At 36.6% G+C, this 15,839-nt stretch carries 14 protein-coding genes; 4 read left to right on the top strand and 10 right to left on the bottom strand.

What is annotated here, in order from left to right; all coding sequences use genetic code 11:
• Positions 1-7: 7 nt before the first annotated feature.
• Both LZZ90_RS07245 and recR read right to left on the bottom strand, forming a co-directional pair.
• Positions 8-802 (bottom strand): polysaccharide biosynthesis/export family protein, encoded by a 795-nt coding sequence (locus tag LZZ90_RS07245; RefSeq protein ID WP_370640643.1) that lies wholly within the window; start codon positions 800-802, stop codon positions 8-10.
• Between the two features lie 80 nt (positions 803-882).
• Positions 883-1,503, bottom strand: coding sequence for a recombination mediator RecR (recR, locus tag LZZ90_RS07250; protein WP_237790022.1), 621 nt, complete (start codon positions 1,501-1,503; stop codon positions 883-885).
• A gap of 84 nt (positions 1,504-1,587) precedes the next feature.
• Here recR and LZZ90_RS07255 point away from each other — a divergent pair, with 84 nt between their 5' ends.
• Positions 1,588-3,093 carry a sodium:solute symporter gene (locus LZZ90_RS07255; protein ID WP_237790130.1) on the top strand — a complete coding sequence of 502 codons (1,506 nt, stop codon included), beginning with the start codon at positions 1,588-1,590 and terminating at the stop codon, positions 3,091-3,093.
• On the opposite strand, the gene LZZ90_RS07260 is transcribed toward LZZ90_RS07255, so the two are convergent.
• Positions 3,090-3,446 (bottom strand): CoA-binding protein, encoded by a 357-nt coding sequence (locus tag LZZ90_RS07260; protein ID WP_237790023.1) that lies wholly within the window; start codon positions 3,444-3,446, stop codon positions 3,090-3,092. The two genes, LZZ90_RS07255 and LZZ90_RS07260, sit on opposite strands and share 4 nt — an antisense overlap.
• Before the next feature lie 134 nt (positions 3,447-3,580).
• On the opposite strand from LZZ90_RS07260, the gene LZZ90_RS07265 reads away from it, so the two are divergent.
• Together LZZ90_RS07265 and LZZ90_RS07270 are read left to right on the top strand one after the other, a co-directional pair.
• Entirely contained in the window at positions 3,581-4,204 is a 624-nt protein-coding gene (locus LZZ90_RS07265) for a MarC family NAAT transporter (protein ID WP_237790024.1), read from the top strand.
• Positions 4,205-4,250: 46 nt separating this feature from the next.
• The gene (locus LZZ90_RS07270) at positions 4,251-5,681 is read left to right on the top strand and encodes an SDR family oxidoreductase (protein WP_237790025.1); all 1,431 of its coding nucleotides are present in this window, start codon (positions 4,251-4,253) and stop codon (positions 5,679-5,681) included.
• Positions 5,682-5,712: 31 nt separating this feature from the next.
• Here LZZ90_RS07270 and ctlX read toward each other — a convergent pair whose 3' ends face one another.
• On the bottom strand, positions 5,713-6,657 hold the full coding sequence (ctlX, locus tag LZZ90_RS07275; RefSeq protein ID WP_237790026.1) for a citrulline utilization hydrolase CtlX: 945 nt from the start codon (positions 6,655-6,657) through the stop codon (positions 5,713-5,715).
• 3 nt (positions 6,658-6,660) lie between these two features.
• Positions 6,661-7,614: an arginase gene (locus tag LZZ90_RS07280; RefSeq protein ID WP_237790027.1), complete on the bottom strand. Its 954-nt coding sequence runs from the start codon at positions 7,612-7,614 to the stop codon at positions 6,661-6,663.
• A gap of 264 nt (positions 7,615-7,878) precedes the next feature.
• Between LZZ90_RS07280 and LZZ90_RS07285 the strand changes: the two genes are divergently transcribed.
• On the top strand, positions 7,879-8,256 hold the full coding sequence (locus LZZ90_RS07285) for a hypothetical protein (protein ID WP_237790028.1): 378 nt from the start codon (positions 7,879-7,881) through the stop codon (positions 8,254-8,256).
• A 46-nt stretch (positions 8,257-8,302) separates the two neighbouring features.
• On the opposite strand, the gene LZZ90_RS07290 is transcribed toward LZZ90_RS07285, so the two are convergent.
• From LZZ90_RS07290 to LZZ90_RS07310, 5 genes are all read right to left on the bottom strand, one after another.
• On the bottom strand, positions 8,303-10,225 hold the full coding sequence (locus LZZ90_RS07290; protein ID WP_237790029.1) for a T9SS type A sorting domain-containing protein: 1,923 nt from the start codon (positions 10,223-10,225) through the stop codon (positions 8,303-8,305).
• Between the two features lie 123 nt (positions 10,226-10,348).
• Positions 10,349-11,575, bottom strand: coding sequence for a hypothetical protein (locus LZZ90_RS07295; RefSeq protein WP_237790030.1), 1,227 nt, complete (start codon positions 11,573-11,575; stop codon positions 10,349-10,351).
• Positions 11,541-11,843 carry a hypothetical protein gene (locus LZZ90_RS07300; RefSeq protein WP_237790031.1) on the bottom strand — a complete coding sequence of 101 codons (303 nt, stop codon included), beginning with the start codon at positions 11,841-11,843 and terminating at the stop codon, positions 11,541-11,543. The genes LZZ90_RS07295 and LZZ90_RS07300 overlap by 35 nt, the downstream gene beginning before the upstream one ends.
• Before the next feature lie 147 nt (positions 11,844-11,990).
• Positions 11,991-13,274, bottom strand: coding sequence for a citrate synthase (locus LZZ90_RS07305; protein WP_237790032.1), 1,284 nt, complete (start codon positions 13,272-13,274; stop codon positions 11,991-11,993).
• Positions 13,275-13,475: 201 nt separating this feature from the next.
• Positions 13,476-15,749: a T9SS type A sorting domain-containing protein gene (locus LZZ90_RS07310; RefSeq protein ID WP_237790033.1), complete on the bottom strand. Its 2,274-nt coding sequence runs from the start codon at positions 15,747-15,749 to the stop codon at positions 13,476-13,478.
• Positions 15,750-15,839 lie beyond the last annotated feature (90 nt).

The raw sequence follows: 15,839 nt of genomic DNA on the forward strand, positions 1-15,839 counted from the left end.
GAATTTCTTATAAATTTTTTAATAATAACATTGTTGATGCAACCAGTGAAAGTGCTGTGACGATTGTTGCAATAGACTGTGTTCCGGTTGATCCTGTCCCCCAAGATTTTTGTTTCAAAGGTTTCACATAAATATAATCGTTGGGCTGTAAATAATAGTAGGGTGATTGCATAACTTTTGCATCTGTTAAATCAAGGGTATGCATCTCTGTACCATGAGGATACTGTCTAACTAAAAGAACTTCTTTACGGTTACCTACAATATCTATATCTCCAGAATTAGCTATAGCATCTAAAATAGTCGCTTTTTCCTGATATAAGGTTTTAGTTCCTGGATTTTTCACTTCTCCATTAACTGTAAAACGTAAACCGGCCAATTTAACCGTTATAAAAATATTGGCTTCTTTTTTGAAATAATCTTCCAACAGCTGTTTTTCAACTTTAGCTCGAATCTCTTCAGTAGTATATCCCAAGACGTTTATCTCCCCCAAAACTGGAATTTTAATATTTCCGTGATCATCCACCGTGTAACCGTCAAAATACAAACTCTGTTCCGATGGAGCCATTCCTTGTTGGGAAGAAGAACTGAACATATCTACCAAACGCTGGTCTAAGGCTTTAATTTTAATATGTAAGATATCATTAGTCTGTACTCTGTACGGTTTATTAACAACCGGATTTACCGCCACAGACAGACTATCCTGTTTGGCATTTTGTAAATAAATCAAATCTTTTTGTGGAACACAGGAAATGGTAGATATCCCGATAAACAGCATTAAAAGAAAAAGCCCTTTCCTCATCATTCTTATTTTTAAAAAAACAAATATAGTTTTTCAAATGATATTTTTAAACTTTTGGGCAATAATAAACCAAAAAGTAACTTTTACATATTCTTCAATGAATTTTCAAAAGGAATTCGCTGCATCAGGCTTCGGCCCAAAGTTACCTCATCAGCGTATTCCAATTCATCTCCTATAGCTATACCACGGGCAATGGCAGAAGTTACAACCGGGTATTCTTTTATTTGTTTATAAATATAGAAATTGGTTGTATCGCCTTCCATAGTGGAACTCAAGGCAAAAATGATTTCTTTCACACCACCGGTTTTCACCTTTTCAATTAACGAAACTATGTTTAACTGACTTGGACCAACCCCGTCGATCGGAGAGATTTTTCCGCCGAGCACATGGTACAACCCTTTAAAAATACCCGTATTCTCCAATGCCATCACATCGCGAATGTCTTCCACCACACAAATTACCGATCGATCTCTGGAAGGATTAGAGCAGATCTCACAAACCTCCACATCGGAAATATTATGGCATTCTTTGCAAAATTTAATCTCACTGCGCATTTTCACTAAAGCCTCTGTAAGCAATTCGGTTTGTTCTTTTGGCTGTTTGAGCAGATGCAAAACCAAACGCAAGGCCGTACGCTTTCCAATACCAGGAAGTTGCGCCATTTCATTCACTGCTTTTTCCAATAATTTTGAAGAAAATTCCATGCAGCAAAAGTAATTAATTTGAAAGTTATCCGATTTGAAAAACTGAAGATTATTTATGTAAATTGGCAACTTAAAATTATTCAGATGTCGCCACTTACCATTCTTTCCATCATCGTTGTTTATTTCGGGGTTTTGATATTGATTTCCAATATCATAAGCAAAAAAGACCACAGTAACGACGCTTTTTTCAAAGCCAACAAAAATTCAAAATGGTATTTGGTTGCTTTCGGAATGATCGGAACGGCGCTTTCCGGAGTTACTTTTATCTCGGTTCCGGGCGAAGTGGGTGCTCCAACCGGAGAACAATTCAAATATTTTCAGTTTGTCTTGGGAAATGCCATCGGTTTTATCATTGTGGCTAAAGTGTTGCTTCCTTTATACTATAGGATGAACCTGACCTCCATTTACGGATACATTGAACACCGCTTGGGAGTGGTAAGTTACAAGACCGCTGCCTCTATTTTCTTGCTGAGCAGAACTATTGGTTCGGCGTTTCGACTTTACTTAGTCGTAATCGTTTTACAGCGTTTTGTGTTTGATTATTACAATGTTCCGTTTGCCATTACCGTATTAATTTCCTTGGGGCTGATTTTCGCCTACACCTATAAAGGCGGACTGAAAACCATCATTATTACCGATACGTTACAAACGTTTTTCTTAGTTTCTTCGGTATTTTTCACGATTTATTTTATCTGCGACAGTTTGGATTACAGCGCAATTCAAGCTTTTGAAGCCGTTAAACAGAGTAATTATTCCAAAATTTTCTTTTTTGAGGATTTCATCACAAACCGCTTCCATTTCGTAAAACAGATTTTAGGCGGAATCTTTGTAACCATCGCCATGGTAGGATTGGATCAGGATTTAATGCAGAAAAACCTGAGCTGTAAAAACATCGGCGAAGCACAAAAAAACATGTTCACCTTTACCGGGATTTTCGTGATCATCAACCTGTTCTTTTTAAGTGTTGGTGCGTTATTGTATTTGTATGCTTCCAAAAATGGTATTGAAGTACCTCTGGACAGTGTAACCGGAAAACCAAGAACCGATTTGTTGTTCCCGCAAATCGCCTTCAATCATTTGGCACTTATTCCATCAATTGTCTTTTTATTAGGATTGACCGCTGCCACATTCGCCACAACCGATTCGGCATTAACCGCGCTTACTACTTCTTTTTGTGTTGATTTCCTAGGAATGGACAAAGCGGAAAACATCAACAAACCTAATATTGTGCGAACGCGACATTTCGTTCACATCGGCTTTTCATTTTTGATGTTTTTAGTTATCATTATTTTCAATGCGATAAACGACGCTTCGGTGGTAAGTATGATTTTCAAAATTGCTTCTTACACTTACGGACCACTTTTAGGATTGTATTCTTTTGGATTGTTCATGAAATCGAAAACCGTTCACGACAAATTAGTGCCGATGGTTTGTATTATCGCTCCGGCAATTACATTTGTATTGAGTTCTTATTCGGAATTCTTCTTCGGAAACTACAAATTTGACAACGAACTGATTATCATCAACGGACTGATTACTTTTTTACTGTTAATAGCAATCAGCAAACCCACAGAAAAAGAAGTTTTCTAAAATTGATTCGTAGCCAGTAAAACCAAAGTACAAGCCGCTTCGTAAGGAATATTATTTGCGCTTAATAGATCGAAAAAATCGGGATTCTCGGTACCGGGATTAAAAATAACGCGTTTAGGCTGCAGCCCGATTACATAATCATAATATTCCTTCTGATGCAACGGGTTAAGATATAATGAAACCGTATGAACTTCTTCAAAAGGAAGTTTTTCGGTTATAATATCCACATTTTCAATCTTATCCTGATGGGACCCGATGGCCACAACTTCATGATTGTGCTTCAATAAACTGTTAACTGCTAAAAAAGAATAACGCTCAGGGTTTGTTGAAGCCCCAATAACAAGTGTTTTCATTGGTATTATTTTTTTCTAAAGTTACGGTTTTAATCCTTTTTTTCCTATTTTAGTGAATTATGATTACGCTTCGATAAGATAATGTTTCGTTAACCCTTATCGGATTTACCAATTCTAACTTTGCAATAAAAACCATGGAATTATTCGTTTACATTTTTGCCGCCTTATTTTCAGTTTTAAACCCGCTTGGTGCCATCCCTATTTATGTAGGCTTAACCGAACACGATTCACCGGCGGAACGATTACGAACTTCAATCTGGACAGCCGTCAATGTTTTTATCATTTTAATAATTTCGTTCTTTGTCGGAGAATATGTTATTAATTTCTTCGGAATCAGTATCGATGCACTTCGTATTGCAGGTGGGCTTGTAATTGCAAGTTCCGGTTTTGCATTACTAAGTGGAAAATTCAGCAAAAAAAGAGGCGTGAACAAAAAAGTCACCAACGACGCACAAAGCAGAAACGATATCGCCTTAACTCCTTTAGCTATGCCAATTTTAGCTGGGCCAGGCTCCATTTCCTTATTGATTGCTTTTTACCAGGATTACCCAGAGTTTTCAGACAAAGCAATCATCTGTCTTTCGATTTTGGCAGTTGCCTTGGCCATTTTCATCATTTTAAGAAGCGGACATTACCTTTCAAAATTACTTGGTGCTTCAGGTATTGTGGCCATTTCAAGAATAATTGGCTTCTTTGTGATTGCCATTGGCGTACAATACATCAGTAGTGCTATCGTAAACATTTTCAAAGCAATCTAATTTTAAAATTTTGGTTTTTTGTACCTTTAAGTAGTTTTCAGAAAAAATGAAAATTCTACTTACAGGAGCAAATGGCTACATCGGCCGAAGACTTTTACCCGAGTTGCTCGCTCAGGGTCATGAAGTGATTTGCGCTGTCAGAGACCGATTCCGATTAGGTTTGGACCCTGACACCCTTAAAAAAATAACTGTTTGGGAAGTTGATTTCTTGACTGATATTACCTTAAAAGAAATTCCAAAAAATATTGACACAGCCTATTACCTGATACACTCGATGTCTTCTTCCATCCAACGTTTTGAAAGTATGGAGGCAAAAGCAGCACAAAATTTCAACTGCTATATGGAAGAAATGCATGTAAAACAAGTGGTCTATTTAAGTGGAATTGTAAACAGCAGCACCCTTTCAAGACACCTTCAATCGAGAAGCAATGTTGAAAAGATACTGCAGAGGGGAAATTTCAGGTTGACAGTTTTACGGGCAGGAATCGTGGTTGGATCAGGAAGCTCTTCTTTTGAAATCATCCGGGATTTATGCGAAAAACTTCCTCTTATGATTACTCCCAAATGGGTACTTACCAAAACACAGCCCATCGCAGTGAGAAACGTAATCGAATATCTTATCGGAGTTCAGTTAAAAGAAGACTGTTTTGACCAATCGTTTGACATTGGCGGCCCAGATGTTTTAACATACAAAGAAATGCTTCAGCAATATGCAAAAGTACGCGGTTTAAAAAACTGGGTATTCACCGTGCCGGTCATGACACCGAAACTCTCTTCTTATTGGCTGTATTTTGTCACTTCAACTTCCTATAAATTAGCTGTGAATCTGGTAGACAGCATGAAAATTGAAGTTGTAATCCGGGACAATCGCTTGGAAAAACTCCTCAACATTACACCTTTGTCATACACGGAAGCCATTACACTTGCTTTTGAAAAAATCGAACAAAATCTAGTGATTTCAAGTTGGAAAGACAGTTTGGCAAGCAGTCGTTTCAAAAAAAATCTTTCTGAATTCATACAGGTCCCAACCTTTGGCTGTTTGAAAGATTATCAGAAAATAAAAGTTCAAAATCCTGAAAAAGCATTAAACAACATATGGACCATCGGCGGAAACAAAGGCTGGTATTACGGAAACTGGATGTGGAAGCTGCGCGGATTTTTAGATAAATTATTCGGAGGCGTGGGTTTACGACGCGGAAGAACAAGCCCAAATCATCTTGACAACGGTGATGCACTCGATTTTTGGCGGGTCTTATTGGCCGACAAAGAGAAAAAACGATTGTTGTTATTTGCCGAAATGCGCTTGCCTGGAGAAGCTTGGTTGGAATTCAGAATTGATGAAAATGATATTTTACACCAAACTGCCACATTTAGACCAAAAGGAATTTTAGGCCGATGGTATTGGTACAGCATGCTTCCCTTTCATTTTTTTATTTTTGAAGGAATGCTACGAAATATTGCAGCAAACAAAACATAAAAAAAAAGACCTTAATTAAGGCCTTTCTCATTTATTCTTCGGTTTGCTTCGGTAAAAAAACTTCCGCAATCATGCAACGGGCGCTACCACCACCATTAGTCTCAATGGTGTCGAGTTTCGCACTTATTATTTCTCCATGTTTTTCCAAAACCTTTAATTGAGCTGGAGTAAAACTTTGCCTTGCCGATTCACTCATTACTATAAAACGTTCCTCATCACTGTTTTTCACCTGAAGAATGTTTCCAGCAAAATTCCTTACTTGCTCTTCAGTAATAACGACAATTTCTTTTCCGTCTGATTTCAAACAATCCAAAACCATTTTGCGCTCTTTGGAATCGTCAATACATTCCGGGCAAATCACTGCAAATTTCTCCCCAACACTCATCATCACATTGGTATGATAAATTGGTTTTCGTTCTCCGTTCACTGTTTGAAACGCATCAAAAATTACCGGATCCATCTCGAAATCCTCACAAAACTCAATCATTAATTCCTCGTCCGATCTTGGTGAAATACCACAATACGCTTTCCCATTTTCACGATCCAGAACCAAACTACCGGTTCCTTCCAAAAAAACCCCATCTTCTTCAGCAGCAGAATAATCCACTAGCTGTTCAATATAAAATCCTTTTTCCTCGAGCAAATCTAAAATATCGTCTCTTCGTTCCAAACGGCGGTTTTCTGCAAACATCGGATACAACGTCACATCTGCAGTTTGATGAAAAGAAATCCAGTTGTTGGGAAAAATACTGTCGGGTGTGCTTGGCGATTCGGTATCATTAACAATAATTACCTCCATTCCGGCCTTGTGAAGCTGAGCGACCAATCCGTCAAATTCTTCCTGAGCTTTTGCATTGATGGTTGCGGGCAATATTCCTTCTGAGGCTTTCTGATAGTAATTATTCACTGCGGTTTGCTCGTTTCTACGAAAAGCCACCGGACGAATCATTAGTAAAGTGCTAGTTGTTTGTTGCATGGTTTAGTTTTTTAATTCGTGAGTAACCGCTTCTATTATATCGAAAGTAACCTCGGCCATAACGTTGATCTTTTCATCCAAGCAAGGATTAACCTCTACTACTTCAATACAAACGGTTTTTTCATTGTTAGCCAAACGCAATAATATCTCCTTTGCTTCTTGTGGCGACAAACCGTTGGCTACTGGCGTTCCTGTTCCGTGCGAAGTCATCTCGGGATCCATGGAATCCACATCAAACGAAACATAAATACAATCGCAGGCCTTCAACTTTTCTTCAATTTCAGCTATAACTGTCCCAACCCCTTTAGTTCTAACCTCAGTAACCTGATAATTCCTAATGTTCAGGCGCTTCATTATGGCATCTTCCTGCTCTTCTGTGTCTCTTACAGCAATATAAACAACATCTTCCGGATTGATTTTAGGAGCAGTTCCTCCGGTTTGTTTCAGTTTATTCCAAAACAACAATGTCTCTTGGGAAACTTCATTGACCTTACATTCCAGATTATCCACATTTAACGCAGTTGCCAAAGGCATTCCGTGCATATTACCCGATGGTGTTGTGTAAGGCGTGTGGATATCGGCATGCGCATCAATCCAGACCACCCCAATGCGCTTGCTTGGAAATGCAGATTTGATTCCTGCGATGGTTCCGCCTGCTGAACCGTGATCGGCCGCTAAAACAAATGGAAAGTTATTATTTAAAAGAAGGTTGGAAACTTTGTCGTTTAATTGGGTATAAATTTCCGACAAGCCGTCAATTCGTTTGGCAAATTGAAATTGGGTAGGATGATCCAAGAGATGGTTGACACTTTGGAGCTTTTCCACTTGATTTTCTCCAAAAATAAAACTCCCCCTTTTCCGGGCAGCGGTAAACACTGCATCAGGCCCTAAAGAAGCACCTCGGGTACCTGCCGTAATTTCAGATTTATTAATTAAAAAAACTATATTCTTACTCATAATATTGCGACTGTTATTTTCTAGCTGGATTGCCCGCCTGTTTGTTTCAAAAAAATAACAGTTATTCGATAATTCGTTAAATCAGGCTTTTAGACAAAGATAAAAAAAGGGCTCTGATAAACGAAAAATTCACTCAAAATAACTCCTTCCATTTGTTAACTTTCAGAAAATCTGAAGATTAAAAACAAACCCAATTGTTAAATTCAGGAATCATAAGTTAATTCTTAATCATTTTTTCAGTAAATTTGATAAAAAACAGAAATTATGGGATTATCAAATTTTTTCAGTTCGCTTTTCGGAAAAGCCAAACAATCTACCGAAGGCTTAAGCGAAAACGTTTCCAATATGGCGGATTCCGCTATAAACAAAGTAGAATCTTTTGCTCATGACGCTGTGGAAAAGGCTTCTGATGTTGCAGAAAGTGCTTCCCACAAATTAGAAGAAATGGGCGTTAAAGATTCACTAAACAACCTTGTGGATTCTGCCAAAGAAAAAGCCTCACAAGCTGCCGACTGGGTGGAAGACAAAGCTGCCGATGCCAAAGAAGCTGTTTCAAATGTAGTAGACAGCGTTGAAAATAAAATTGACGAGGTGACTGGCAATTCTTCTGAAGAAAACGAGGAAGAAAAACCTGCCGAATAAAGAATCACTTAAAAAATAAAAGTCCCGATTGCTCGGGACTTTTTTATTAGTTCTTAACTAATTTGGTGTTTATGATTTGACCGTCTTGCGTTTCCGCAGAGATAATATAGATTCCTGCTGCAAAATTTGTCATGTCGATTTTGAACTCGGTGGCGTTTTGAAAGTTTTGAAACAATCTAGACTTTCCGTCGATAGAATTTACGTGTACCGATTTTATGATTTTATCAGCTTGGGTAATTGTTACTAAACCGCTAGTCGGGTTTGGATATATTCTCAATTGATTGCCAAACTTAGAACTGTCATTTAAAGCGATTGTTTGACTTGACTGATTGTCTCCATTCTTATAAACAAAATTTCCATCACAATCCTTTGGATAAGCAACGAATTGTGAACCATTAACAGCTTCGAACCCCGGATTAAGTTCAACAAAATTCCCCGCATGGTATACAACTGCATCTCCTTGAATATTATTATTGAACCTTATTTCATCTGTAGTTTTGATCCAGTTTGATCTTTGTTCATGTACTTCTAAATTAATTATAGTTGCGGATGTTAAGGTTGGTTGGCAGCAATTAATAAAAGTAACACCTGCAAATGTAGAGTTGGTCATCGCAAAACTTCCTGACTCGCACGTTTCAATATAATTTGCATCTAGTTGAAACTGGTAATTCGCTCCATTAGGATTACTCCCAAAAAATGATGATGGAATTTCAAAACAATAATTATTTCCTGTAACATTTAAAGTAGCTCCTGTAACAATATTAAAAGCCCCTCCATTTAGCGAACAACTTAAAGTTAAAGAGTTTAAAGTTGAATTTACAGGAGGAATAAAACTACCACAAACCTGATAATTCGGACTGCTTAATGATTCGCAATTTTCTAAAGGTTTTATCATCAACGAGCCTTGAGCTGGAGCCTCGCAAATAAAATTACAAATATTATCAATATAAACCGTTCCATAATGTCCATTAGAATATTCACAATCCGTAATTGTAAATATTAAAGTTGCATTTAAACCTCTGAAATTTGACACATTAATACGATCACACCGCCAATCGGTATAATAAACATCATTACCAGTAATATTCGGAAGGAGATTATTAGGGTGAGCCGTTTTATATAAACAATTGGGCTCAGCAGTATAACAAGTAGTATTTACAACTACATTATTTACCATGAGATCAATTCTAAAAGTTGGTCTTTTATCATTAGAATGATTACTGTCCTGTAAAAAAAGTGAAAATTCATATTCCAAAAAATCATCAGCTGGACCTATAGTCAAATCTCTGTACATTGTAGTAACACTCATATCATGTCCATGTCCATTTTTTCTGTTTCCATTTAACTTAATACAGTTATTCCCCCCATTAGGTGAAATAGTTTTTACTTTAATAGTGTCATACAAAGGCGTATCTAAAAATGGATCAAACTCAAAAAAATTTGGTAACGTATCTGAAATAATCGAAACGTTTGCAAAAAAATCATTTTCTGCAGGAGTTATACTTGGATCAATAGGTCTCGCAGGGGTTTGACATCCATTAATATCACCAATACCAGTTCCAAAATGATAACCCGCAGTTGCAGGAGATGCTTCAAAGCCTCCATTAACACAACTTAGCCTTAAACCTTTTGGTAATTCAACTGCATAATGTTCAATTATATCTTTATTCTCAATAAAATACAACTTCCTTAATTCTTGCTTTTTTCTTGCTAATATCATATTCTGAATTTCAGCTTCCGAAGCTATATCGTCTTCATGAAAACTAGTCATAATCTCATCAATTACCGACTGTTTCAAGGAATAATTACTCAGGTTATCAGATATAAAATCTTCAATTTGCAAATCAATTTTCTGAGCTTGTGTTATCCTATTTCTCTCAGCTTTAAAATAATCATCAATTTGAGCCGAAACAGTAAAAGAGGCAAAAAACAAACTGAATAGCATAAATATTTTCAAAATCTTTTTCATAATATTTTAAATTAAAAAGACTATTTCTTGATCAATACTTTTACTAAACTCTTCAACTCTTCAATCTCCTTATTCTGCTTTTCAATCTGTTTATTTTGTTCAATTAAATGTAAAGTCAATTCTTCATTTTTCCCCATTTGTTTGGCTTGCATTGCTCCTATGTCTAAGCCTTCTTCCGTTAATGTTTTTTGCAGAAGCAACACCCGGTAAATGTTTGTTTTCTTTTACGAAAGCCTCTACTTCGCTTAATGGCATTAATTTATAATCGTTGGCAAAAACGTAATCTGCCCAATTTGAAGTGCTTTTTAGAGCAACTTTTACTTTTTCTGTTAGAATTCCTCCTTCAATATACATTCTATAATCTCCTGTGGCTGTTGGAAAGTTTGCTGTGGTAAACGCTGTTGTATTACCAACATAAATTCTACCTCCTGCATTAGTTCCATTTCCAGAAGTGTTAAAAATCAAATCATTGTTATTCATGGTAACTACTCTGTCTGTGGCTAAAGTTCCATCGTTTTCATAGATACTTGTATCTATGTTCGCATATATAGGAAGCTGTACTGTGTTCCCGCCAGAAATACTCAAAATATTTCCACTTAACGATAAGGACTGATAAGGACTAGAAATAGTATATCCTGAAACAGGATCACCGGCAACATTAATATTAGTTCCTGCTGAAACAGACGTAGCACTACCAGTACCAACAATATCATTTACCAACACCACATCTCCACTAGCATTTACCGAAAGGACTTTAGTAGTGGTATTAGCAATAGAAGGATCGGAATTTCGTAAACTTGTCAATCTCAACCCAGAATTACCAAGTGTTCCATGCTTCACTTCAAGTGTATTTTGCGGAACAACATTATTCCCTAAATGAATCCCTGTTTTACCAGTAGGATCAACATAAATTCCCTGATTACCAAGACCATTTGCAAGAATTATTGTTTCTGAAGTTGCAGCAGAAGTTTGAACATATCCTAAAAAGGTATTATTACTACCCGAAACCAATCCTCCACCACATCCAAAACCTATTAATGTATTTCTAGATCCAGTAGCAGCATTACCTCCTGCTGAATATCCTAAATAAGTATTAAGAACTCCTGTAGTATTTACATAACCGGAACTTGTCCCCAAAAATGTATTTCTATCTCCCGAAGTATTGCCAGATCCTGATGCTGCTCCTAAAAAAACATTTTGATATCCAGCAGAATTAGTCACTCCGGAATTATAACCCATAAAAACATTTTGAAAACCAGTAACATTACTTTTCCCAGAGGAAAACCCAAAAAAAGCATTACCCCAACCTTCAGTATTATATCGACCAGATTCCTCCCCCCATGAACGCATTTTGAATCCCAGAAATATTAGAATTTCCAGAATAGTGACCCAAAAAACTGTTTGAAGTTCCTGAAACATTTGAAGTTCCTGCATAATATCCAATAGCAATATTCCCATTATTGTTGGAATGAGTAGAATTACTTCCTGCAAAAGATCCAACATTGGTATTATTAGACCCTCCCGTCCCTGCACTTGCCGGTGCAGAATAAGTTTGTCCAACAACTTTGTGCCCTATAAAAAATAGTGCTGATGATAACAATAACATTTTAATTTTCATAAGTAAATATAAATTTGGTTAAACACCACAAATGTAAAATCATAAGTATATACCTACATTAATAAAAATAAAACTTATTGACAAAAAGAAAAACCTCACAAAATGTGAGGCTTTAGTTATTATTTTGAAACTATAAAATGTTTCTATTTATCTTTCGTTCATAGGTTTAAACGGACGCAATGGCGCTCCAACATAAACCTGACGCGGACGACCAATTGGTTCTTTGTTCACGCGCATTTCTTTCCACTGTGCAATCCATCCTGGTAAACGTCCGATAGCGAACAATACCGTGAACATATCGGTAGGAATTCCTAAAGCGCGGTAAATGATACCGGAATAGAAATCTACGTTTGGATACAAGTTCCTTGATTTGAAGTACTCATCCTGCAAGGCTGACTCTTCTAATTTTTTAGCGATGTTCAAAATTGGATCGTTTACTCCTAATTCTGCTAAAACTTCATCCGCAGCTTTTTTGATGATTTTTGCTCTTGGATCGAAGTTCTTATAAACACGGTGCCCGAATCCCATCAAACGGAACGGATCGTTTTTATCTTTTGCTTTTGCTAAGAATTTATCTGCATCGCCACCATCTTTTTGGATTTCTTCCAACATTTCCAATACGGCTTGGTTTGCTCCTCCGTGAAGAGGCCCCCAAAGTGCAGAAACTCCGGCAGAAATTGAAGCAAATAATCCCGCATGAGACGACCCAACCATTCTTACTGTTGAAGTCGAACAGTTTTGCTCGTGATCAGCATGAAGTATGAACAACTTATCCAAAGCATTAACAACTACTGGATTGATTTTGTAAGGACCTGTTGGTAATTCAAACATTAAACGCATGAAGTTCTCAACATATCCCTTAGTATTATCGTAGTAATTTAATGGGAAACCAGAGCTTTTACGGAACGTCCAGGTAGCTAAAACAAGGAATTTACCCATTGTTTTACATACGGCATCATACATTTCCTTTTCGTTTTCCACATTAACCACTTTAGGGTTGAATGCTGTTAAGGCACTGGTTAAAGAACTCAACACGCCCATTGGGTGCGCCGTTTTTGGAAAACCGTCGATGATATTTTTCATCTCCTCGTTCACCAAAGTATATTTACGGATGTCATTCTCAAATTGCTCTAACTGTTTTGCAGTTGGAAGCTCTCCGAAGATAACCAAATAAGATACTTCTAAAAAGTTTGCTTTTTCTGCTAAGTCTTCGATGGCATATCCTCTGTAACGAAGAATTCCTTCTTCTCCGTCAAGGAACGTGATTTCACTTTGACAAGATCCAGAATTTTTGTACCCTGGGTCTAAGGTAATTGCACCGGTAGCAGCACGTAGCTTCTCAATATCGATAGCAACCTCATTCTCACTTCCCACGATAACTGGAAACTCATATTTGTTGCCATCAATTTCTAATATTGCAGTTTTCGACATGTTTGTATTAGGAATTAAATGTAATTATTTTTTGTTCTAGGCGAATTTATGAAATTCCCAATGAATTAAAAAAGAAAATCGATAGCCTTTTCGTTAATTATTTCAAAAAAACAATTTTAATCACAAATCCCTTAAAATAGTACCCCAAAAGCCCCAAAGACAAACTCCGGGGCTTTTTGGGCACTTAACTAAACTATTTTATTATTTCTTGATTACTTTTTCAATTTTACCACCTTTTTCGGTTGTAATCTTCACAAAATAAACCCCAGAAGCTTTCGAGTTCAAATCGATGGTTTCACTTTGTTTTTCTGAAATTCGGGTTTGAAGCAATCTTCCCTGCGCATCAAAAAGTTGTATCGATTGAATAGTACTTTCTGATTTTACTTGAATTACATCATTTGTTGGGTTAGGATAAATCGAAATCAAATTATCAACTACAGTATCAACTATCCCTAAAGACTCGAATCTGGTGGCGGCCATATTGGTTTGAATTGGAGCATTATAATCGAAGAAGATATCCGCTTTATTGGTCACCACATCACCAACCACCAAATTGTCTCTCGTTTTTACCTTTAAAAGGATATTTCCATGTCCGCCTCGTGTTAGATTGATGCTTTCAAAGATAAATTCCGCCACATTTCCTGAGATTTTTGCCGTAACCGGATGCGAACTATCTAAAATCTGAAGGGATTTTTCATCGAATTTGGTTGTATCGATAACGTCTTTTACAACAACATTTATAGCATCATCCGTTCCGATATTCTCAAAATTGATTACATAATGCAGATAGTCTCCAATTTTTGTAGGCGATTCTGTTTCACCTTGCAAACAAATCTTGTCGTTAGGATCGTATGAATTCACCACGGTTTGACTGTACTGAAAAGTATTATCCATTACATTTTCATCTCCTAACATCGGAGAAACTGTTGCAGTCAATTGTAAAATATCGCCTGCATTCACCGGATTCGTATCAGTTGGTGTATTAACATGCATCACAACATCAATACTTCTGGATTCGAAAGGCATTAAGTTGGAATAATCCCAAGTTAGCGTTCCCGGCGTTTGTGACGAGGTAGGTATGCTTGAGGAAATTAAATTCATTAGATGCTGATTGAACGAAAACGTAACTCCGTATAGCTGCGACATTACCTGATTTCCTTTGTTTTTGAAAACGATTTTGTAGGTTGCATTTAAACCCGGACGAGCAGGAATAACAGGCAAAACCACAATCTCCAAATCAGGATGCACGCCATTGGCCGTAATACAGAAATTTTGAGTTGCGACATTGTTATTATCATCTGGAAAAGTAATTGTAGCGCTTGCTGGGGAGAAGTTAAAGAATGATGCGTTCTCTATATCCGGTCTTACAATATAAAATAAAGATGGAACATAAGAAGTATAAAAAGCATAATTCCCGCCCATATTTGTATATGTTGCATCTAGCAACGCTGGATTAGCTATTTCCATTTTTATAAAAGGCTGGGGCAAATCTGAAGCATCACAACCGTTATTATCTGCATCGAAAATTACGTTTCCGGTTATTGTGTTGTAGTTCCCTCCAGGCACAAATGAACAATAATTACTTATCACTGAATCAACATTAATCGCAGTACTATTACTTATAACCCACTCTATCATTGAACGCTCACTTTCGTCTATGCAAACTGAAATTAGATTTGGATTAAAAGACCAGTCATTATCTGGATTCCAATGAGTTCTTCCATTTTTAATATTAATATAATACAAGGAGTTATTCGCACAAGACAAATCCTCAAACAAAGGATTTCCCGAAAAATCAAGTTGGTTTAATTGATTGTCTCTACAATTAACATCTTGCAAATTAAGCAATCCTGTAAAATCAAGAGTTGTTAACTGATTACCCATACAATATAAATGTTTTAGACCAATTAATCCGTTTAAATCCAAGGCTGATAATTGATTTGAATAACATCTTAAATCTTCAAGGCTAGACAAACCACTTAAAGAGATATTTGTGAGCTGACATGAATTAAAATCTAACAATTTTAAATGAGTAAGACCTAACACATTAAGTGAGTTTAAATTATTTTCAAAACATTGTAAATTCTCAAGTAACGGCAGATTCGAAACGTCAAGTCCTGTCAATTGATTATTATACAAGCGAAGACTTTTCAAATTGATTAATCCTGTACCGTCAAAACTCGCAATCTGATTGTTTCCCGCAGACAAAACAACCAAATTAGCAAAACTTTGTATTCCTTCCAATGAAGAAATATTTGAACCAAAAACTATTAAATTTTGAACAGCTAATGCTTCAGACAATTCTATTTCCCCATTATTATTAGCATCAGCATCTAAATCCCCATACTGATCATTATTTATATCAACACAATTTGAATTCACCAGAGCGGTCTTAAAATTCGCATCCGGAATGTTCACAATCTGCGCATGGGCAAAGCCACAGACCAACAAAAGAAGTAAAAATAGTTTTTTCATAATTTGATATTTTCGGTAGTTGTACTTTGTAAAAGTAAAAACTTACAAACAGTATATTTTAGTAATTGAGTATTTGATAGTTTTCAGTTA

Origin of the sequence: Flavobacterium sp. SM15, from assembly GCF_022012335.1 — a bacterium.
Taxonomy (GTDB): domain Bacteria; phylum Bacteroidota; class Bacteroidia; order Flavobacteriales; family Flavobacteriaceae; genus Flavobacterium.